Raw genomic sequence first — 19988 nt, forward strand, 5'->3', positions numbered from 1 at the left:
GCGGTCTCCGCCGCTCTGGAGTCCCGCTCATGGTCCGACCTCTCCGTACACAGGCATTTTTCCGACAACTACGGCCAATGCGAACAAAGTACATCCAGCCAACTGATTGCGTAACAGGGTCACCGGCGCAGTTTGTGCCTCGCGGAGTAGGCGACAGTTCACTCAGGCACGAACAGGCCAGCCGGTCTCCATCCGCCAACTACGTCGCCAACTGCACCTCGGACAGAAACGCGCCCGCACCTTGCGCACCCGTCTCGACAACGCGCACCCGGCGGGTGCACCCGCTCCCGACACCGCACCCCAACAGCTCTTTGACCAGGGGCGATGCGGCGCTTGACGAACACACAAGAGTCGAGCGTTCATGGTCGCGGGACGACCGGAATCACCCGCGATGCGCACGCACCGGGCGTCCTACGCGGCCACCGAGTGGCGGCCGCGCCCCGGCCGGGGTCCACCCACCGAACCACCACGGGAGACCCCATGACGAAGAAGACACCCCCGCCACGGCCCCAGCCCCGATTCCGAAACCGGAGACGAGATCGTACTGACCGGCTCCACCGTCGACGTGTTCACCGCACTGACGGGCAAGACCGACTGCACCGCCGCGGATCTGGCCCGCGCCACCGGCCTGGGCCGCTCCACCGCCACCAGAGCGCTGGCATACCTGGAACAGCGCGGTCTCGCCGTACGTACCCGGGGTCAGCTCGAAGGCGGCCGCCGCACCCCCGACCGCTGGAAGCCCGCCCACGAACAAGCAACCCAACCTGACGCCACGGAACACACCGAGACCTCCGCCGAGCCGGACCCCAGCCCCACGCTCGCCCCGGAGAACACAGAGCAGGACAAGGCCGACACACCCCTCGCCCACACCGCGCACCCCGTCGAGAACACGGCTGCTGCGGCCACGGACGGCCACAGCACCACGCACACCAGCCACCCCACGCCGGACGAGACTCGCCCTCACGCCGACGACGCTCCGGAAACTCCGCCGACACCCAGCAGGCCAACTGCCGCCCCCGAAGCCGGACACGCCGCACACACCTGCATCCCCTGCCGGTCGGCTGGCCCCCGGAGCCCTACGCGAGCAGGTACTCAGGCACCTCCAAGCACACCCCACTGAGCCATTCACGGCCACACAGATCAGCCGAGGGATCGAAAGAAGCTCCGGGGCAATCGCAAACGCCCTAGTCACCCTGACCACCAAGGGACTTGCTGAGCCGGTAACCGACACCCTCCGCCGCTACCGGCTGACCGACACCACGGACAACAACAGCCGCTGACCCGCTCTCTCACCGGCCCGTGCCCCACCGCACCCGCGGCGGGCACGGGCCACAATCGCGCCTAGGGCTTGTCCGGGCGATCTCTGAGGGCAGCGGCGCCTAGCACCCGTGAATCTCGTTATCGAAGGGCTTGCCGAGTGAGGTAAAAGGGCGGCATGGATACCGCCGTTCTTGAGCAGATGCTGGACGAGACCTTCGATCACGCTGTCGTGCACCACGGATACACCAACTACATGCGCGACTACGAGGTCATCGTCTACGCGACGGCTGATCCCCGTACCGGCATCGCGCCGTCCCACCTCCGGTATCTCTTCCGGTACTGCGTTGAGGCCCGGTGTGAGACGTCAGTGCCGGCCAAGACCTGGCGGGTCTCCTTGGACGACCGGCTCATCGACCAGGAAACCGGTGTCGACCTCGACGGATACATCTGGGGTGTGAAGTGGCACGCTCTGTACCCGGGAGCCAGACTCCTTCCTGAGTCCGAGGCGACCCGCAGCTGGTCGACGGCCCTCGGAATCGACTTTCACGAGGTGCGCATCGAAACCAACGCGCACAACGTGACCTTGCTCTTCTCGGACCTTCAGGTGACCGAGGTCCCGGTCGGATACGCACCCTTCGTCACGGAGTAGGGATCAGGGTTCGTGCGATCTTGTGACTGCCGTCTGTCGAGGTCGTTCTTCCTGCCATGGGGCGGGGTGATCTGAGTGATGACGAGTGGGAACGGCTGCGGCCGTTCCTGCCGGTCAGCAACGGGCGTTGTGGCAGGTGGCGGAACCACCGGCAGGTGATCGACGGGATTCTGCACCCGGTGCGGACCGGGGTGCAGTGGCGTGACCTGCCCGAGAGATTCGGTCCGTGGAAGACCGTCTACGAACGTCACCGCCTGTGGTCGGCCGACGGAACCTGGGAACGACTGCTCCAGCAGGTCCAGGCTGCAGCAGATGCGGCGAGTGAGATCGAATGGGACATCTCCGTCGACTCCACCATCGTCCGTGCGCATCAGCATGCAGCCGGCGCGCGCACTGACTCGCCTCCTGTCCCGGAGCCAAAGGGGGCCGAAGGGATGGAACACCAGGACGAGACGCCGTGGCAGAGTCTCGTCGCCTGCCTGGTGGAGGTGGTGCTGGAGGCGAGGGCCTGGGCCGCTCGCGCGGAGGGTTCACCACCACCACCTGAGCGCGGATGGCCGCTGCCGTCCACTGTCCCTGATCGTCACTCCAGGTCAGCGTGCGGACTGCACCCAGTTCAAGCCGGTCCTGGAGAAGATCCGGGTGTCCAGACCCGGTCCGGGACGGCCACGCATGAAGCCTGACAGCCTCGCAGCCGACAAGGCTTACAGCAACGGCCCCATCCGCGAGTACCTGCGATGGCGGGGAATCCGTCACACCATCCCGGAGAAGACCGACAGCCAGGCCGCTCGCCTGCGCAAAGGCTTACGAGGCGGACGGCCGCCCAGCTTCGACGAGGACCGCTACAAGAAGCCCAACACCGTCGAGCGGGCGATCAACCGCCTGAAACAGTCCCGGGCCGTCGCCACCCGCTACGACAAGCGCGGCTACGTCTACCTCGGCACCGCAACCGCCGCAGCCCTCACCATCTGGCTCCGCACGTGATCGGCCGGACAAGTCCTAGTAGTGCTTCGTTACGTCGGGTGAATCTCCTCGCGCAGCCGTTGCAAGGTGCGCCGCAGTTCGTCGGCCGTGTCCCGGGGGCGGTTGTAGGGCAGGCGGGCGAGGACCGCCGCGATCCCGCAGGTGTTCGTCAGGGCCGAGAAGACCAGGCCGGCGCCGATCGCGGCCGAGAGGTAGCGGGCTCCCGGCAGGACGAAGTCCAGGGCGATACCCAGGAGCACCAGCGATCCCGCGGCCAGCCGGACACCTGGCGGTCCATCGCCCACGGGGCGCGGGGCCGCGCGCCTTCCGTACGCGCCAGCTCGCCCGGCCACGCCGCGAGGCCGCCGGTGACCGAGGGCGCGGTGACGTCTGCCTTCGCCAGTTGGGCGGAGGCGTTCAGCGAGCGGCTGCCGGTGGCGCAGATCAGTGCCACCTCGTGCCGTCCGGCCGCTTCGCGGAGTGCCGGGAGGGCGTCGCCGATGCGGTCGAGCGGGATGTTGTACGAACCGGGGACGTGCCCCGCGGCGTACTCCGCCGGCGTCCGGACGTCGATCACCGTGCGGGTCTCCAGGGCGGTCGCCCCTATCTCGGCGGGCAGGGTCGTCACGGTGCCACGTCCTCTCGCATCCTTCGGGCCGTCCACCGCCGCCCCGCGCCCGGCGCGTGGCGGCGGCCACGGGGCCCGCGACGAGGCGTGCACGCGGGCGCCTTGCGGGGAGTTGCGGGCCGGTTCCGAACCTCTTCCCTAGTTATCCTATCGAATTAATAGGAAAATGGTTGACGCAGGCCAGAGGGCCCCGCACGATGGTGCGCATGCCCAGGAAGCAGGCGCTGCTGGTTCGCCGTCGTCACGTGGACTTCTGCCACGTGGCCAGTGCCGCTTGCCGCACCAGCTAGGGCGACGGTCCGACCCCGCGACGCCCCGCGTCGCCCGCCCGCTCCCTCCTCGGCTCCCCCGGACGACCGTCGTCCGCCCCGGGAGACCCGCGCCCTCGTTACCCGCCGGGGCGTTCCGCGTGTCCCGGTGCACTCCTCCCCCTCCCCCCCCCCGCAATCCCCTGGTGAAAGGCATCCGTTCTCATGCTTGACCGCAGATCGACACCCCGGCGCCTGGTCGTGGCCGCCGTCGGCCTCGCACTTCTCGCGGGCGCGGCGGCCTGCTCCGGGCCGGAGGACGACGGTGCCGGCGGTGGCGACGCTCCCGCCGAGGGGGGCACGCTCACTGTGCTCAACACCGAACCGCAGGAGAACTTCGACCCCGCCCGCCTCTACACCTCCGGCGGCGGTAACGTCCCCTCCCTCGTCTTCCGCACGCTGACGACCCGCAACCGCGCGGACGGCGCCGCGGGCACGAAGGTCGTCCCCGACCTCGCCACCGACCTCGGCCGGCCCAGCGAGAACGCGACGGTGTGGACGTACACACTGAAGAAGGGGCTGAAGTACGAGGACGGCAGTCCCATCACCTCCGCCGACATCAAGTACGGCGTGGAGCGGTCCTTCGCCGCCGAACTGTCCGGCGGCGCCCCGTATCTGCGGGACTGGCTCATCGGCGGGGACAGCTACGCGGGCCCCTTCGGCGGGGGCGAGACGACGCTCGACTCGATCGAGACCCCGGACGAGCGCACCATCGTCTTCCGCCTGAAGAAGCCCGTCGGGGACTTCCCCTACCTGGCCACGCAGACCCAGTTCACTCCCGTCCCCCAGGACAAGGACACCGGGACGGAGTACGAGAAGCACCCGCTCTCCTCCGGTCCGTACAAAGTCGTCGAGAACACGCGTGACGGCGAGCGGCTGCGGCTGGAGCGCAACACGCACTGGTCGGAGAAGACCGACGACCAGCGCCACGCGTATCCGGACGCCATCGACGTGCGCTCCGGACTCGACCCGGCCGTCATCAACCAGCGCCTGTCCACGAGTTCCGGCGCGGACTCGAAGGCCGTCACCACCGACACCAACCTGGGCCCCGCGGAGCTGGCCCAGATCGGGCAGGACAAGGCACTCAAGGAGCGCGTCGGCGTCGGGCACTTCGGCTACACCAACTACCTCGCCTTCAACCCCAGGGTGAAGCCCTTCGACAGGGCCGAGGTGCGCGAGGCCGTCTCCTACGCGATCGGGCGCAGCAGCGTCGTCAACGCCGCCGGGGGCTCCGCGCTCGCCGAGCCCGCCACCACCTTCCTGCCGAACCAGAAGGCCCTCGGCTACAAGCCCTACGACCACTTTCCCGCCGGGGAGAACGGCGACCCGGACAAGGCCAGGGAAGTGCTGAAGGACGCGGGCTACGACGAAGGCCCGACGATCACCCTCACCCACTCCACCGAAGAGGGCGAGATGGGGCCGAAGATCGCCTCCGCCGTGCAGCAGTCGCTGCAGAAGGCCGGTTTCGAGGTGAAGCTGGAGGGACTGGAGCCCAACGCGTACGACGAGCGGCGGTGGGACACCGGTAACACCCCGGGCTTCTTCCTCACCCGGTGGGGCGCGGACTGGCCAGCCGGATACCCCTTCCTCGCGCCGATCTTCGACGGCCGCCAGATCGTCGAGAACGGCGCGAACTTCAACCACGCCCAGCTCGACGACCCCGCGATCAACAAGGAGTTCGACGAGATCAGCCGGCTGACCGACCTGGACGCGGCGGCGAAGAGGTGGGGTGAGCTGGACGAGGAGATCGGCTCCCGGGCGCTGGCCGTGCCGCTCTTCCACCCGGTCTACCAGCGCCTTGTCGGCAAGGACGTCAAGAACGTCGTCATCAGCGACTGGACCGGCGTCCTTGACATCTCGCAGGTCGCGGTCGGGTGACGGCCCTGCAGGACCCGCCGGGTCCGGCGACGCCGGAGGGGACCGTACCGGGCCCGGCGGCCGGCGCCCGCGGCGTATGGCGCCGGCTGCTCAGGCGGCCGGCCGCCGTCGCCGCGGGCGCCGGGCTGGCCCTGCTCGTGCTGGCGGCGCTCGCCGCGCCGCTGCTGACAGCGCTCAGCGGCCAGGACCCGTACACGTACCACGACGACCTGCTCGACTCCGCTGGCGGCGGCGCGCCCGAGGGCGCGTTCGGCGGCGCCGGCGGTGAGCACTGGCTCGGCGTCGAACCGGGCACCGGGCGCGACCTGTTCGCCCGGCTGCTGTACGGAGCGCGCGTCTCGCTGCTGGTGGCTGCCGGGGCGACGGTGCTGCAGATCACGATCGGGCTGGCCGTCGGCCTCGCCGCCGCCCTCGGCGGCCGGTGGGCCGACCAGTTGCTCAGCCGGGCCACGGACGTGATGGTCGCCCTGCCGATGCTGATCCTCGCCATCGCGCTCACCACCGTGGTGCCAGCCGGGTTCCCGCGTCCGCTGCTGCTCGTCCTGGTCATGGGGGGTCTCGGCTGGGGTCCCGCCTCCCGTGTCGTACGGGCGCAGACGCTGACCCTGCGCCGTCTGGACTTCGTCGCCGCGGCCCGGCTGGGCGGTTCGGGGCCGCTGCGCGTGGCCCGGCGGGAGCTGCTGCCGTCCCTCGCCGCCCCGGTGATCACCTATGCGGCGATCCTGCTGCCGACGAACATCGTGCTGGAGGCGTCGCTCTCCTTCCTCGGCATCGGCGTGAAGCCGCCCACGCCCTCCTGGGGCCAGATGCTCTCGACGGCGACCACCTGGTTCCGCGCCGACCCGGCGTACGTACTGCTGCCGTCCGCCCTGCTGTTCCTCACCGTTCTCGCCTTCACCGTGCTCGGCGAGGCGGTGCGCGTCGCGCTCGACCCGCGGGAGGCGAGCCGTCTGCGCGTCGGCACCCGGAAGGAGTCGGCCTCGTGAGGATCGTCCGGTTCGCGGCGAAGCGCCTGGCGGGCGCGGTGCTGGTGCTTCTGGTGCTCTCGGTCGCCCTGTACGCGCTGTTCTACCTGGTGCCCGGCGATCCCGCCCGGCTGGCCTGCGGCGAGCGCTGCAGCACCGATCAGGTCGCGCAGGTGCACGACCGCCTCGGGCTGGACGAGCCGGGCCACGTGCAGTACCTCCGCTTCCTCCAGGGCATCGTCGCCGGGCGGGACTTCGCGGCGGGCGGCTTCGAGGAGCACTGCGCCGCGCCGTGCCTCGGTCTGTCCCACCAGAACGACGAGCCGGTCACCTCGCTCATCCTCGACGGACTGCCGGCGACCGCGTCCCTGGCGCTCGGCGCGATGGCGGTGTGGCTGCTGCTGGGCGTCGGCACGGGGCTGGCGTCCGCGCTGCGCCGGGGCGGCGTGACCGAACGGATCCTGACCGTCCTCACCCTCGTCGGCAGCGGCACGCCGGTCTTCATCCTGGGGCTGCTGCTGCTCATGGCCGTCTGCGCCTATCTGCAGTGGCTGCCCTTCCCGTCCTACGTGCCGCTGTCCGAGGATCCCGAGCAGTGGGCCTGGAACATGCTGCTGCCGTGGCTGACGCTCGGGCTGTTCGAAAGCGCGAAGTACGCGCGGCTCACCCGCTCGTCGACCCTGGAGGTCCTCGCCGAGGACCACATCCGGACGTTCCGCGCGTACGGGGTGAGCGAACGGGCCATCACGGCGCGGCACGCCCTGCGCGGAGCGCTGCCCCCGGTCATCGCCCTGAACGCGGTGGACCTGGGGACGATGCTCGGCGGAGCGGTGATCACCGAGTCGCTCTTCGGGCTGCCCGGGCTGGGCCGACTGCTCATCGAGAGCGTGCGCGACGTCGACCTGCCGGTGGTCGTCGGGGTCGTCCTCGTCATCGGCACGGCCGTCGTCGTGGCCAACGCCGTCGCGGACGTGCTGTACGCGCTGGCCGACCGCCGGGTGGTGCTGTCGTGAGCGCACCCGGCGGCGAGCCGGTGGTCGACGTCGCGGAGCTGACCGTCGTCTTCCCCGTGGCCGGGGAGGAGGTACGGGCCGTCGACGGCCTCTCCTTCCGGCTGGCCGCGGGGCAGGCGCTCGGCATCGTGGGCGAGTCCGGCTCCGGCAAGAGCACGGTCGCCGCGGCGCTGCTGGGGCTCCACCGGGGTACGGGGGCGCGGGTCGGCGGCACCGTGCGGGTCGGCGGCGTCGACGTGGCGGAGGCAGCACCGCGGGAGCTGCGGCGGCTGCGCGGCGGGACGGCCGCGATGATCTTCCAGGACCCGCTGTCGTCCCTCGATCCGTACCTCGCCGTCGGCGACCAGATAGCCGAGGTGCACCGGGTGCACTCCCCGGGCGTCTCCCGGCGCGCGGCGCGCGAGCGCGCGACGGCGGTGCTCGGCAGAGTGGGCATCGCGGACGCGGCCCGCCGCTCCCGGGCCCGGCCGCACGAGTTCAGCGGGGGCATGCGGCAGCGGGCCCTGATCGCCATGGCGCTCGCCTGCGAACCGCGGGTGCTGGTGGCGGACGAGCCCACCACGGCCCTCGACGTGACGGTGCAGGCGCAGATCCTCGACCTGCTGGACGAGCTGCGCTCGGAGACCGGCATGGGTCTGGTCCTGGTCTCCCACGACCTCGGCGTGGTCGCGGGCAGTGTGGACGACGTACTGGTGATGAAGGACGGCCGCGCGGTGGAGCACGGCGCGGTGGGCCGGGTGCTGAGCGCGCCGGTGGAGCCGTACACCCGCGCCCTGCTGTCCGCCGTGCCGCGCGTCGACGTCGCCCGGAAACCGAAGCCCACGACGGCGACGGCCCGCTCCGGCGGCGATGGCCTGCTTCAGACGGTGGACCTGGGCCGGGAGTTCGGGCGCCGGAAGGACCTCACCGTCGCCGTACGGTCCGTCTCCCTGACGGTCGCCGAAGGCGAGACGGTGGGGATCGTCGGGGAGTCCGGCAGCGGCAAGACCACGCTCGGCCGCATGCTGGTCGGCCTGCTGGAGCCCAGCGCGGGGTCGGTGCACTACCGCGGACGCCCCCTGGCCGGCGTCCGCGGCGACCTGCAGATGGTCTTCCAGGATCCGGTCTCCTCCCTCAACCCCCGCCGCACCGTCGGCGAGTCCGTCGCCGACCCGCTGCGTGCGGCCGGCTCGCTCACCGACGCCGAGATCCGCCGGCGCGTCGCCGAGCTGCTGGAGCAGGTGGGCCTGGATCCGCGCTGGTATCACCGGTATCCGCACGAGTTCAGCGGCGGCCAGCGCCAGCGCGTCGGCATCGCGCGTGCGCTCGCGCCGCGCCCCCGGCTCATCGTGTGCGACGAGCCCGTCTCCGCGCTCGACGTCACCACGCAGGCGCAGATCCTCCGGCTGCTCGCCCGGCTCCAGCGCGAGCTGGGCCTCGCGCTGGTGCTGATCGCCCACGACCTGGCGGTCGTCCGCCAGGCCAGCGACCGCGTCGCGGTCATGCGGCACGGCGCCGTGGTCGAGGAGGGCACGGCGGACGAGGTGTACGACGCGCCCCAGGACCCGTACACCAAGGCGCTCCTGGCCGCCGTCCCGGTGCTCGACCCGGCGGAGGCAGCGCTGCGGCGCGCCGCGCGCCGGGAGGAGCGCGCGGCGCTCGCCGGGAAGCAGCTCGCGGGCACGCCGCCCGGGCCGCCGCGGGGCGACTGAGGGGCAGGCCGAGTGGGCAGCGTCAGTCGTCGGTCCGGGCCGTACGCCGGTCGCCGGCGGCCACGATGCGCCGGAGGAGGGCGGCGAGCGTCTCGCGTTCGGTCGCGGACAGCTCCCGGAGGAACTCCTCCTGCGCGCGCTCGGCCACCTTCAGCAACCGCCGCTGCAGCCGCCGGCCTTCGGCGGTGAGGGCGACCAACTGCCTGCGGCGGTCGGCGGGGTCGCGGGTGCGGCCGACGAGGCCGCGCTCCTCGACGGTGTCGAGATAGCCGACCAGGTGGCTGCGGTTGAACCCCAGGTGGTCGGCGAGGGCGTGCTGCGGCAGCGGGCCGAAGTCGGCGAGCGCGGTCAGCGTCGCGAAGTGCGGGAGCCTCAGCCCGTACGCGGCTATGTCGGCGACCAGCCTGTCGTGACCGATCCGGGCGACGTGGCCGGCCAGGTAGGTGGGCAGGGCGAGGAGGCTCGGCGGGCGGCCCGCGGTGTCCTCTTCTCCGGGGCGGCCGGGGCCTGGCGGATCGGCGTCGCTCATGCGTCCCAGCCTAGCCGGAGGTCTCCCCACGGAATAATGTCGCCATGTAATGATGTCATGCAGACACAATACTCGGCGGCGGCCGGCGGCGGGACCGCGCCGCGCCGCCCGGCCCTCGGAGGACCGTCCATGACCGACTCGAAGACCTCACCGGCCCCGGCGACCGCCGCACAGCGGTCGCCCGGGATCGCCGCACCGTTCGCCGCCCTGCTCATCGCGGTGCTCTCCTTCTCGCTGATGCAGACGATGGTGGTGCCGGCGCTGCCCGACCTGCAGCGGGAGTTCGCCGCCGGTACCACCGCCGTCTCCTGGGTCCTCAGCGCCTTCCTGCTCACGGCCTCCGTGGCCACCGCCCTGCTCGGCCGGGTCGGCGACATGTTCGGCAAGCGCCGGGTGCTCCTGGCCAGCCTCACCGTGTTCGCCGCCGGCACCCTGTTCGCCGCCCTCTCCGACTCCGTGGGGATGCTCATCGCCGCCCGGGCGGTGCAGGGTGTCGGCTCCGCCGCGTTCCCGCTCGCCTTCGGCATCGTGCGCGAGCAGTTCCCGCGGGAGCGGGTGCCCGTCGCCATCGGGCTGATCAGCTCCACCTTCGGCATCGGCTTCGGCGTCGGGCTCGTCATCCCGGGGCCGATCGTCGACGCCCTCGGCTGGCAGTGGATCTTCTGGTTCGGGCTGATCGTGATCGTCCTGGGCATCGCCGCCGTCGCCGCGTTCACCGACGAGTCGCGGGTCCGCTCGCCGGGCCGGATCGACTGGGCCGGCGCCGCGCTGTTCAGCGCCGGCGTGACCGCGCTGCTGCTGGCCATCAGCCAGGGCACGTCCTGGGGTTGGGGCTCGGCCGCCGTCGTCGGGCTGTTCGCCGCTGCCGTGGTGCTGCTCGCCGTCTTCGTGGCTGTGGAGCAGCGCACCCGTGAGCCGCTGATCGACATCGAGTTGCTGCGCCGCCGCGCGGTGGCGACCTCCCATGTGGCCGCGCTCATCATCGGGTTCGGAATGTACGGCGCCTTCACCCTGGTGCCGCTGCTGGCGCAGACCCCGTCGCGCGCCGGCTACGGCTTCGACGCCTCCGTGACCGGGTCGGGCCTGTTCATGGTGCCCATGGCGGCCACCATGCTGATCGCCAGCCCGCTCGCGGGCCGGCTCGGGGCCGCGGTCGGCTTCAGGCTCCCGCTGGTGCTCGCCTGCCTGGTCGGCATGGCAGGGTTCGCCGTCTACGCCGCCGCGCACGACACCGAGTGGGCGGTGTACGCGGGCTCGGCGGTGCTCGGCGTCGGAGTCGGCTTCGCCTTCGCCGCTCTGGTCAACCTCGTCGTCGGCGCGGTCGGCCCGGACCGGACCGGCGAGGCCACGGGCATCAACACCATCATGCGCACCATCGGCGGCTCCCTCGGCGCCCAGATCGCCGCCTCCGTCGTCGCCGCGGAGACCGTGCCCGGCACCGGAATCCCCGCCGAGTCCGGCTACACGACCGCCTTCGTCATGTCGGCCGCCGCACTCGCCGTGGCCGCACTCGCCGCGCTCGCGGGCCCCGGACGGCGGGTGACACGTCCGTGATCGTGCGCGGGCACGTATTGCCCGGTCATGCACGGCGTGTGAAGCGCCCGTGAAATCAGCCGCCCCGGGCCCGTCCGCACCACAACGGACTTGATCGAGCACACCTCCCACCTGTTTAACTGAACGCATGACCACGACGGGCATCCGCTGCCGCACCGCGACCGAGGCAACCCTGACGCCCGGCGCCCGTTGTCTGTGTCGCCTCCGCGACCTCTGAGGATCCGCCGCTCCGCGTTCCCCGTCCGGAACACCACCTCACCCGCACCCCGGCCCCCGCCCGTCCGCGGCAGCGGACCGCGCCCGTACGGCCGTGGCGGCGGTCCTCGACACCCTGCCCCGTACCGGCCCGTGCCCGGCGGCACGATGCCGTGCGCTCCACACAGACGGAAGCCCCTGTGATCACGACAACGGCACTGACCAAGGTCTACCACTCGCACGGCCGCGAGGTCACCGCCCTCGACGGCGTCGACCTCCACGTCACCGAGAGCGAGGTCTACGGCGTCATCGGGCAGAGCGGCGCCGGGAAGTCCTCGCTCATCCGCTGCGTCAACCTGCTGGAGCGGCCCACCGCCGGCACGGTCACGGTCGACGGCCAGGACCTCACCGCCCTGGCCGACCGCGGGCCCCGGGCCAGGAAGGCGCTGCGCGAGGCACGCAGCCGTATCGGCATGGTCTTCCAGCACTTCAACCTGCTCTCCTCGCGCACCGTGCGGCAGAACGTGGAACTCCCGCTGGAGATCCTCGGCACCGGCCGGACCGAACGCGCCCGCAAGGCCCTGGACCTGCTGGACCTCGTCGGCCTGGCCGACCAGGCGAAGGCCTACCCCGCGCACCTGTCCGGCGGGCAGAAGCAGCGCGTCGGCATCGCCCGGGCCCTGGCCGGCGACCCCAAGGTGCTGCTCTCCGACGAGGCCACCAGCTCCCTGGACCCCGAGACCACGCGCTCCATCCTCCGGCTGCTGCGCGACCTCAACCGGCAACTCGGCCTGACCGTGCTGCTCATCACCCACGAGATGGACGTGGTCAAGGCCGTCTGCGACTCCGCCGCCCTGATGAAGGAGGGCCGAATCGTCGAGTCCGGCACCGTCGGCGAGCTGCTCGCCACCCCGGGCTCGGCGTTCGCCGAGGCGCTCTACCCGGTCAGCGGCGAGGCGTCGGACGCGGACCGCACCCTGGTCGATCTCACCTTCCGGGCGGGGACGACCGTCCAGCCGACGATCAGCCGGCTGTCGCGCGCGTACGGCATCGACGTCACGATCCTCAGCGCCACGATCGACACCGCCGACGGCCGTCAGGCGGGCCGGATGCGCATCGAGCTGCCCGGCCGCGTCGAGGACAACGCCCCGCCCCTCGGCTTCCTGCGCGACCAGGGCGTCCACGTCGGCCTGCCCGGCCGCGAGCCGGCCGACGGGCCCGCCCCCGCGGAGGAGAGCGCCGTATGACCTGGTCCGAGATGCGGCCGCTGCTGGAGCAGGCCTGCTGGGACACGCTCTACATGGTCGGCTGGTCCACCCTCATCGCCCTCGCCGGCGGCCTGCCGATCGGCGTCCTGCTGGTCCTCACCGAGCGCGGCGGGCTGGCGCAGAACTCCCCGGCGAACAAGCTCATCGGGCAGATCGTGAACGTCACGCGCTCGATGCCGTTCATCATCCTCATGGTCGCGCTGATGTCCTTCACCCGCTGGGTCACCGGCACCAGCATCGGCCGGGAGGCGGCCATCGTGCCGCTCGCCATCGGCGCGATCCCCTTCTTCGCGCGGCTGGTGGAGACGTCGGTCAGGGAGGTGGACGGGGGGCTCGTCGAGGCCGTGCAGTCCATGGGCGGCTCCACCTGGACCGTCGTACGGAAGGTGCTGATCCCGGAGGCGCTGCCCTCCCTCGTCGCCGGCGCCACGACCACGGTCGTCGCGCTCATCGGCTACTCGGCCATGGCCGGCACAGTCGGCGCCGGCGGTCTCGGCGACCTCGCGGTCCGCTACGGCTACCAGCGCTTCGAGACCGAGCTGATGTGGATCATCGTGGCCGTGCTGGCCGTGGTCATCTCCGCCATCCAGTTCGCGGGCGACGTCACGGCGCGGGCGCTGCACCGGCGGCGGCGCTCCTCCGGCACGGCCCCCCGGCTCAGGCTGCTGCGGACGGCCGTACCCGCGCCCAGGCCGGCGGCCCCCACCACGCCCGCCGCCCCCTCGGCCCCCACCAAGACCTCCGGAAACGAACCCCGTCAGCAACCCGCGACGGGGTCGGACTCTCGTGAGAAGGACATCCCTCGTGCGTAACCTCGCCAAGACCACCGTCGCCGCCCTCGCCGCCGGAGCCCTCACCCTCGGGCTGTCCGGCTGCGGGGAGGACGCGGACTCCGGTTCGGACTCCGGCGGGTCCGGCGCCGGCGCCCCGCTCGTCGTCGCCGCCAGCCCGGTACCGCATGCCGAGATCCTCACCTACGTCAAGGACAACCTGGCGCAGGGCGCGGGTCTCGACCTGGAGGTCAAGGAGTTCACCGACTACGTCGCGCCCAACACGGCCACCCAGGACGGCTCGGTCGACGCCAACTACTTCCAGAACCAGCCCTATCTCGACGACTTCAACAAGAAGAACAACACCACCATCGTGCCGGTCGTCACGGTGCACCTGGAGCCCCTCGGCCTGTACTCCAGCTCGGTCGAGGACGCCGACGCCCTGGAGAGCGGTGCCACCATCGCCATACCCAACGACACCGTGAACGAGGCCCGGGCCCTGCAACTGCTGGACGCCAACGGCATCATCACGCTCAAGGACGGTGTGGGCAACGAGGCGACTCCCGGCGACATCGCGGAGAACCCCGGGGACTACACGTTCAAGGAACTGGAGGCGGCCCAGCTGCCGCGCTCCCTGGAGGACGTCGACGCTGCAGTGATCAACGGCAACTACGCCCTTGAGGCCGACCTGAAGCCGGCCGAGGACGCGCTGGTCCTGGAGTCCGCCAAGGACAACCCGTACGCCAACTTCCTGGCCGTCAAGGAGGGCAACGAGGACGACCCGAGGGTGCAGAAGCTCGCTAAGCTCCTCGCCTCGGACGAGGTGACGACGTTCATCGAGGAGGAGTACCAGGGATCGGTGCTGCCCGTCGAGGCGCCGTAGCGCCCGGCGGAGGTGCACGGCCCGCTCCCGCGCGGGTACCCGGCCGCGGCAGCAACGCACGCATCGCCATGAACGGAGGCCAGCCTCATGGGACTTGGCGGGAGCATTCTCCTGATCGCCGCGGGCGGGATCGAGCTCGCTCCCCGCGACGAGCCGCTGCAGCCCTGAAAGCCTACGCGTAGGTCTGCTCCAGGGTGTGCTGAAGGGTGTGCTCGGAGTGCTGCGTCCGGTTCCCGATCGTCGGCTTCTCGCCTGCTGGTACCCGCCTACCATCGGGCTGACTCGCTCATCCTGCGGGCACTGGCCAGAAGGCGCTGGGCGGATCGCTAGGTGACCTGGTAGTCGACCATGATCTACGCGGTGGTGGGGCTGTCTCCGTCGGCGAGGCGGGCGGCGATCTCCTCGGCGCGGCGGGCAGCGAGGGAGGGGGCGGCGGACTTCGCGCCGCGGGGGCACCCGAGGCGGCGGGCGGGTGTCGCAGGGCGAGTGGTCGCGGGCGGCGTCCCATTGGACGGTCGCGGGTCGACGCCTGGGATCTCCCGGCCCGTCTGCGAACAACGCTGGAGCCCCAGATGGGCAAGGTGGACTCGATGGTGATCCGTGCGCCCGGTGACCAGGGCCTACGACCGTTCCCATCTGTGTCGTGCCCTGCCGGGGGCACCCAGAACATGGGAGAGCAGGAACGAGGCCCGGCAGCCGGGGCCACTGCCTGTGAAAGGGCTGCGGTGGTAGTCAGTACAGGCCGCGGCGACCGTCTCCACATCGCCGGGCCGGCCGCGTCGCTGAGCCGGGCCCGGTCGCCGCTCAGCCGGTGCGCCCCGGTGCCGGTGGGCTGTGGTTCGTGGCCGTGGGGGAGGGCAGTCTGTGGTCGATGTCGGCGGTGACGTGGCCCTCGACCATGGTGGCGACGACGCGATGGCGAAACGTCATGCCGTGAAACGGGGTGTTGTCCGACGCGCTGACCGACTCGGTCCGGTCCACCCGCCAGTCGGCCCGGGGGTCCACCAGGGTGAACGTCGCGGGCTCCCCCGCGGCCGGCGGGCGGCCCGCCACGTCGGCGAGCCCCGCGATACGGGCGGGACGTGTGGACATCACCGTGGCCACGAGGCCCCAGTCCGGGTCGCCCCCGGCGCCCAGGGCCTCCGCGACCACGGGGAGCGCGGTCTCCAGGCCCAGCATGCCGAAGGGCGCCTCGCACCAGTGGTTGTCCTTGCTCGACGCGGTGTGCGGAGCGTGGTCGGTGGCGACGGCGTCGATGGTTCCGTCACGCAGCGCCGCGCGCAGCGCGGCCACGTCCTCGGCGCTGCGCAGGGGCGGGTTCACCTTGTGCAGGGGGTCGGCCTCGCGGGTCATGAGATCGGTGAGCAGCAGATGGTGGGGGGTCACTTCGGCTGTGACGGGCCAGCCGCGCGACTTGGCCCACCTGACGATTTCGACGGTCCCCGCCGTGGAGACGTGACAGATGTGCAAGCGTCCGCCGGTCGCCCCGGCGAGTACCACGTCACGCGCGACGATCGTTTCCTCGCCCGTCGCCGGCCAGGGCGGCAGGGCTGTGGCCTGTGCCGCCGCGCCGGCGTTGACCTGGCCTCGCTGCACGAGACGGGGGCACTGGGCATGTTGGGCGACGAGGGTTCCGGTGCGGCGGGCCGCCTCCAGTGCCCGCAGCAGGAGCCCGGGGTCGTCGACGCATACGCCGTCGTCGGAGAACATCAGGGCACCGGCCGCCGCCATGGCGTCGAGGGGTGCGAGCCGGCGGCCGGCGAGCCCGTCGGTGACGGCTCCCACCGGGTGCACCCGGCAGGATGCCGTTCGCGTCGCCCGCTCGATGATGTGCCGTACCCGCCCGGGGGTGTCGGTCACCGGCACGCAATTGGCCATGGCGAGCACGTCGGAGTACCCGCCGTGCGCTGCCGCCCTTGTGCCGCTGGCGATGGTCTCCGCGGCGGTGTCACCGGGCTCGCGCAGGTGGGTATGGAGGTCCACCAGGGCCGGCAGCATGATCAGCCCGTCGCAGTCGGCTGCCGTCACGTGCGCGGCGCCGGCGCCGTCCCCCTTCCCCGGGGCCGTCACGGCGGCGATCCGGCCGCCCCGTACGGTCACGTCCCGGGATGCGCCGCCGAGGGGGCGGACCCCCCGCAGGATCGTCGTGCCCGCTGAGCCGGCGGCCCGAGGACCGTTCACCTGTCCGTGTCCGGGTGGGCGAGGCGGAAGACCGGTCCGTCCGCGCAGATGAGCGGGGACTCCTCGGGGCCGCTTCTGGTGCCGGTGGCGCAGCCGTGGCAGTAGCCGAGGCCGCAGGCCATGTGGGCTTCCAGCGACACCTGGACGTCGGCCGCCCAGCGTCGGCCGAGTTGCTCGCAGAGCCGGGCCAGCCGCTCCGAACCGCACGTCATGATCTGCTGCGGAGGGGCCTGATCGAGCTCTGCGATCAGCATGTCCCGGAGCCGGGTCACCTCGCTGCTGCCGGTGTCGTCGGTGACTTCGTGCAGTCGTGTCACACCGGCGGCCCGGTAGACGTCTGCCCCTACGACTCTGTCCGCGCTTCTGCCGCTGGCCACGGCGACGATCTCGACCTCGGTGCCCGCGCATTCCTGGGCGACGGTGGTCAGCGAACAGGTGCCGATGCCTCGTCCGGCCAGAAGGACGCGCCGCGTTCCCCGGGTGATCCGGAATCCCTGGCCCAGCGGTCCTACGACCAGCATGCGCTCGCCCGGCCGGAAGGAGGCAAGGCGACGGGTGCCGTCACCGACCACTCCGAGAAGGATGTCGATGGTGCCGGCCTGCGGGTTCCGGGCGTATACGGCCATGGGGCGGGGCAGGACGGGACCCGTGTCCTCGTCCCGGGCGGCGGTCAGCATCACGAACTGTCCTGCCTGGCACGTCCGGGCGATACTCGGTGCTTCCAGGCGCAGGAAGTGGTGGCCTCGTCCGTGCGGCGTGGAGGCGAGGACCTGGGCGCGGTGCCAGGTCGCGGCGGGCCGGCCGGTCCCGGACCCGGGCAGCGGTGTCACGCTGTCCGTGACCGGTATGACGGCGTCCGTGTCGAGGGTGTTCATGCGGCTGCGGCCTCCTGTGCGGACAGCCGGGCATCGAGCCGCAGGAGACCCGAAGCCAGGATGTCGGTGCCGACCGCGAGTTCGGCCGGGAAGGTCAGCTCCTCGGGACTGTGGCTGACCCCGCCGTTGTGGCTGGGGACGAAGATCATGCCGGTGGGCACCACGCGGTTGATCATCTGTGCGTCGTGGCTGGCCCCGCTGGGCATCACCCGGTGCGTGATCCCGGCCTCCGCCGCGGCCTCGGCGACGGTGTCGCGGAGCCATCTGGGGAGGATGACGGGAGAGGCGTCGGCCAGCAGCCGGGATTCGCACCCGATCCCGCGCCGGGAGCAGATGTGCTGTGCGCTTTCGACGATCTCCGCCGCGGTCAGCCGCTGCCGGTCGTTGTCGACGTCCCGGACGTCGACGTACACCTCGGTGCTCCCGGCGATCGTGGTGAGGGACCCGGGGGAGACATCCATGCGTCCGACGGTCGCGCGGGTGCCGTGATGACGGCTGTCGTTGGCGAGGGTCTCGATCATCAGGATGATCTCCGCCGCCGCGGCCATCGCGTCGGCCCTCATCCGCATCGGGGTTCCCCCGGTGTGCGAGGCCCGTCCGGTGAGATCGAGGCGGAGCCGGGTACTGCCCGAGATCAGGTCGACGAGTCCGACGGGAACGGACTCGGACTCCAGCAGGGAGCCCTGCTCGATGTGGAGTTCCAGGAAGGCGGCCCAGTCCTCTCCGCGCCAGCGGGCCGTCTCGGTGTCGTTCGGGTCGAGGCCGACGGCTGTCATGGCCTGCGCCAGCGATACGCCCTCGGCGTCCTGCTTGGTCTTCAGGTCGGCCGGGCCGGTCAGGCCCGCGGCGATCCGGCTGCCCGTGCAGGCCTGTCCGAAGCGGGCTCCCTCCTCGGCGGCGAACGCCACGAAGCGGACCGGCCGGGTGAGCCGGATCCCCGCCGAGACGAACAGCCGTGCCACCTCCATCGCCGCGACCACACCGGCTATGCCGTCGTACGCGCCGGCGCCCGGCACGCTGTCGAGATGGGAGCCGGTGCCCAGACCCGGCAGCCCGGGGGTCGTGCCGGGCAGTTCGGCGAGCGTGTTGCCGGCCGTGTCCGTACGTACGTCCAGGCCGAGCGCACGCATGTGCGCCCCGAAGACGTCGTGGGCCTGGCGCTCCAGCGGGGTGTAGGCCAGCCGGGTGATGCCCGGGCCCCTGCCGGGCTCCGACATTCCGGCGAAGGTGTCCAGGTGCGTTCGGAGCCGGTCCGCGTCGGCGTGACGGAGAGCGGCGAGCGTCGGTGCGGTCATCGGAGACCGGCCGACGAGGCTTCCGCCTCGGAGAGCAGCGACACCACGGGTGGGGAATCCACGGCTGCGAGCGTCGGCGTGTGCAGGACAGCGGCCACCCCCGTCACTTCGGCGGCGGCGCCGCGCAGCAGGCCGAGCATCACCTGGAGGGGTTGCGGCTCCCAGGCCGTCGCCAGCGGTACGACTCGGTCGCCGGGGGTGATCGCCGGGCTGACGGAGGTGATTCCGGACTCGTCGGTGACCCGCAGGACGGTCGCGTCCGTCGCCAGAGCCACGATGTGGGCGAGCACGGCTTCGTCGCTGCTCTCCCACACCGAGATGCGGTCCGGCTCCAGGTGTCGCACGGCGTCGGCGAGGGCGCGGCCGATGAGGTCGGTCGCGGCCGGGGACACCTGCGTGTTCAGGGTGAGCCCGTAGGTGTCGGTGTCCGCGCCGAGTTCGCGGACGCCGGAAAGGATCGCGGAGGTGCTTTCGGTCATCGGGGATCCTCCTCTTTCGTGTCGGTCGCGGACCTGGGCGGGGCCGGCGAGGGGGTGGCGGGGAAGAGCGCATGGAACCGTACTCCGTACCGCTCCCGGAGCGTGTCCACCACGCTGCCGTCACCGAGATCGAGCACGCTCAGTACGGAGGAGACCCGCATCCCCGCTTGCAGGGCGGCGTGCACCGGCGGCGCGGCGTCCTGCGCCGTGGCCGTCAGCGGCACGACGACGACGGTGTGTTCACCCGCGTGGGCCTCGCCGGTCAGACGGGCGTCGTCCCCGGTACCGGTCACCGTCGCGAACGGCAGCCCTGTGTGCAGGGCCAGGGCGGTGGTGGTGGCGATGCCCTGGGGGGTGGCGCACACCAACCGGTCGGTCCCGTGCGGGAGCACCTCGGCCAGCAGCGCCGCGGTGCGGCGCAGGATGGACGGCCGGCACTGGACGGCTTCGATGTCGACCCGGCCGTCGCCGATGGGCGCCACCGCGAGTATGTCGGCGTACAACTCGGCGCTTCGTTGCCCGGCGCTCTGGAAGGCGCGGGGGGTGTCGGGTGCCGTGTGGAGGACTTGGTCGAGGTTCATGTGGGCTCCGTGGATGGGACGGT

At 71.8% G+C, this 19988-nt stretch carries 15 protein-coding genes and 2 pseudogenes; 10 read left to right on the forward strand and 7 right to left on the reverse strand.

Annotated features, from left to right (window positions below; translation table 11 throughout):
• Positions 1-1435: 1435 nt before the first annotated feature.
• Together DMB38_RS13090 and DMB38_RS13095 are read left to right on the forward strand one after the other, a co-directional pair.
• Positions 1436-1909, forward strand: a complete 474-nt coding sequence (locus DMB38_RS13090; RefSeq protein WP_125935336.1) for a hypothetical protein — start codon at positions 1436-1438, stop codon at positions 1907-1909.
• Between the two features lie 56 nt (positions 1910-1965).
• A pseudogene (locus DMB38_RS13095) lies at positions 1966-2893 on the forward strand (IS5 family transposase).
• Positions 2894-2922: 29 nt separating this feature from the next.
• On the opposite strand, the pseudogene DMB38_RS13100 reads toward DMB38_RS13095, so the two are convergent.
• Positions 2923-3500 (reverse strand): annotated as a pseudogene (locus DMB38_RS13100) (rhodanese-like domain-containing protein).
• Positions 3501-3973: 473 nt separating this feature from the next.
• Between DMB38_RS13100 and DMB38_RS13105 the strand changes: the two are divergent.
• From DMB38_RS13105 to DMB38_RS13120, 4 genes are read left to right on the forward strand one after another with little or no spacing between them, the layout of a single operon-like run.
• Positions 3974-5686, forward strand: coding sequence for an ABC transporter substrate-binding protein (locus tag DMB38_RS13105; RefSeq protein ID WP_125935337.1), 1713 nt, complete (start codon positions 3974-3976; stop codon positions 5684-5686).
• Positions 5687-5691: 5 nt separating this feature from the next.
• Positions 5692-6672: an ABC transporter permease gene (locus DMB38_RS13110; RefSeq protein WP_125938998.1), complete on the forward strand. Its 981-nt coding sequence runs from the start codon at positions 5692-5694 to the stop codon at positions 6670-6672.
• Between the two features lie 2 nt (positions 6673-6674).
• Entirely contained in the window at positions 6675-7664 is a 990-nt protein-coding gene (locus DMB38_RS13115; protein ID WP_125938999.1) for an ABC transporter permease, read from the forward strand.
• Positions 7661-9355: an ABC transporter ATP-binding protein gene (locus DMB38_RS13120; RefSeq protein WP_125935338.1), complete on the forward strand. Its 1695-nt coding sequence runs from the start codon at positions 7661-7663 to the stop codon at positions 9353-9355. Before DMB38_RS13115 ends, DMB38_RS13120 begins: the two co-directional genes overlap by 4 nt.
• A 22-nt stretch (positions 9356-9377) precedes the next feature.
• On the opposite strand, the gene DMB38_RS13125 is transcribed toward DMB38_RS13120, so the two are convergent.
• Positions 9378-9884 (reverse strand): MarR family transcriptional regulator, encoded by a 507-nt coding sequence (locus DMB38_RS13125; RefSeq protein WP_125935339.1) that lies wholly within the window; start codon positions 9882-9884, stop codon positions 9378-9380.
• Between the two features lie 129 nt (positions 9885-10013).
• Between DMB38_RS13125 and DMB38_RS13130 the strand changes: the two genes are divergently transcribed.
• The 4 genes from DMB38_RS13130 (at position 10014) to DMB38_RS13145 (ending at position 14554) form a co-directional block, all read left to right on the forward strand.
• Complete coding sequence (locus DMB38_RS13130) at positions 10014-11438, forward strand: MFS transporter (protein WP_125935340.1); 1425 nt, start codon at positions 10014-10016, stop codon at positions 11436-11438.
• Positions 11439-11833: 395 nt separating this feature from the next.
• Positions 11834-12880, forward strand: coding sequence for an ATP-binding cassette domain-containing protein (locus tag DMB38_RS13135; protein WP_125935341.1), 1047 nt, complete (start codon positions 11834-11836; stop codon positions 12878-12880).
• A complete protein-coding gene (locus DMB38_RS13140; protein WP_125935342.1) occupies positions 12877-13713 on the forward strand; it encodes a methionine ABC transporter permease in 837 nt (278 codons plus the stop codon). Before DMB38_RS13135 ends, DMB38_RS13140 begins: the two co-directional genes overlap by 4 nt.
• On the forward strand, positions 13706-14554 hold the full coding sequence (locus DMB38_RS13145; protein WP_125935343.1) for a MetQ/NlpA family ABC transporter substrate-binding protein: 849 nt from the start codon (positions 13706-13708) through the stop codon (positions 14552-14554). Before DMB38_RS13140 ends, DMB38_RS13145 begins: the two co-directional genes overlap by 8 nt.
• An 804-nt stretch (positions 14555-15358) precedes the next feature.
• Here DMB38_RS13145 and DMB38_RS13150 read toward each other — a convergent pair.
• Genes DMB38_RS13150 through DMB38_RS13170 form a run of 5 tightly spaced genes read right to left on the reverse strand, consistent with a single transcriptional unit; the run spans position 15359 to position 19965 of the window.
• Positions 15359-16735: a dihydroorotase gene (locus DMB38_RS13150; RefSeq protein ID WP_125935344.1), complete on the reverse strand. Its 1377-nt coding sequence runs from the start codon at positions 16733-16735 to the stop codon at positions 15359-15361.
• The gene (locus DMB38_RS13155) at positions 16732-17610 is read right to left on the reverse strand and encodes a dihydroorotate oxidase electron transfer subunit (protein ID WP_125935345.1); all 879 of its coding nucleotides are present in this window, start codon (positions 17608-17610) and stop codon (positions 16732-16734) included. Before DMB38_RS13155 ends, DMB38_RS13150 begins: the two co-directional genes overlap by 4 nt.
• Positions 17607-18905: a Zn-dependent hydrolase gene (locus DMB38_RS13160; protein WP_125935346.1), complete on the reverse strand. Its 1299-nt coding sequence runs from the start codon at positions 18903-18905 to the stop codon at positions 17607-17609. The genes DMB38_RS13155 and DMB38_RS13160 overlap by 4 nt, the downstream gene beginning before the upstream one ends.
• Positions 18902-19384 (reverse strand): hypothetical protein, encoded by a 483-nt coding sequence (locus DMB38_RS13165; protein WP_125935347.1) that lies wholly within the window; start codon positions 19382-19384, stop codon positions 18902-18904. Before DMB38_RS13165 ends, DMB38_RS13160 begins: the two co-directional genes overlap by 4 nt.
• A complete protein-coding gene (locus DMB38_RS13170) occupies positions 19381-19965 on the reverse strand; it encodes a hypothetical protein (RefSeq protein ID WP_125935348.1) in 585 nt (194 codons plus the stop codon). Before DMB38_RS13170 ends, DMB38_RS13165 begins: the two co-directional genes overlap by 4 nt.
• Positions 19966-19988: the final 23 nt, after the last annotated feature.

Origin of the sequence: Streptomyces sp. WAC 06738, from assembly GCF_003945505.1 — a bacterium.
Taxonomy (GTDB): domain Bacteria; phylum Actinomycetota; class Actinomycetes; order Streptomycetales; family Streptomycetaceae; genus Streptomyces.

What these genes read in the sequence shown, in the direction of transcription:
- DMB38_RS13125 (WP_125935339.1), bottom strand. Translation starts at nt 9,884, where the DNA reads ATGAGCGACGCCGATCCGCCAGGCCCCGGCCGCCCCGGAGAAGAGGAC.
- DMB38_RS13160 (WP_125935346.1), bottom strand. Translation starts at nt 18,905, where the DNA reads ATGACCGCACCGACGCTCGCCGCTCTCCGTCACGCCGACGCGGACCGG.
- DMB38_RS13140 (WP_125935342.1), top strand. Translation starts at nt 12,877, where the DNA reads ATGACCTGGTCCGAGATGCGGCCGCTGCTGGAGCAGGCCTGCTGGGAC.
- DMB38_RS13105 (WP_125935337.1), top strand. Translation starts at nt 3,974, where the DNA reads ATGCTTGACCGCAGATCGACACCCCGGCGCCTGGTCGTGGCCGCCGTC.
- DMB38_RS13170 (WP_125935348.1), bottom strand. Translation starts at nt 19,965, where the DNA reads ATGAACCTCGACCAAGTCCTCCACACGGCACCCGACACCCCCCGCGCC.
- DMB38_RS13090 (WP_125935336.1), top strand. Translation starts at nt 1,436, where the DNA reads ATGGATACCGCCGTTCTTGAGCAGATGCTGGACGAGACCTTCGATCAC.
- DMB38_RS13165 (WP_125935347.1), bottom strand. Translation starts at nt 19,384, where the DNA reads ATGACCGAAAGCACCTCCGCGATCCTTTCCGGCGTCCGCGAACTCGGC.
- DMB38_RS13130 (WP_125935340.1), top strand. Translation starts at nt 10,014, where the DNA reads ATGACCGACTCGAAGACCTCACCGGCCCCGGCGACCGCCGCACAGCGG.
- DMB38_RS13155 (WP_125935345.1), bottom strand. Translation starts at nt 17,610, where the DNA reads ATGAACACCCTCGACACGGACGCCGTCATACCGGTCACGGACAGCGTG.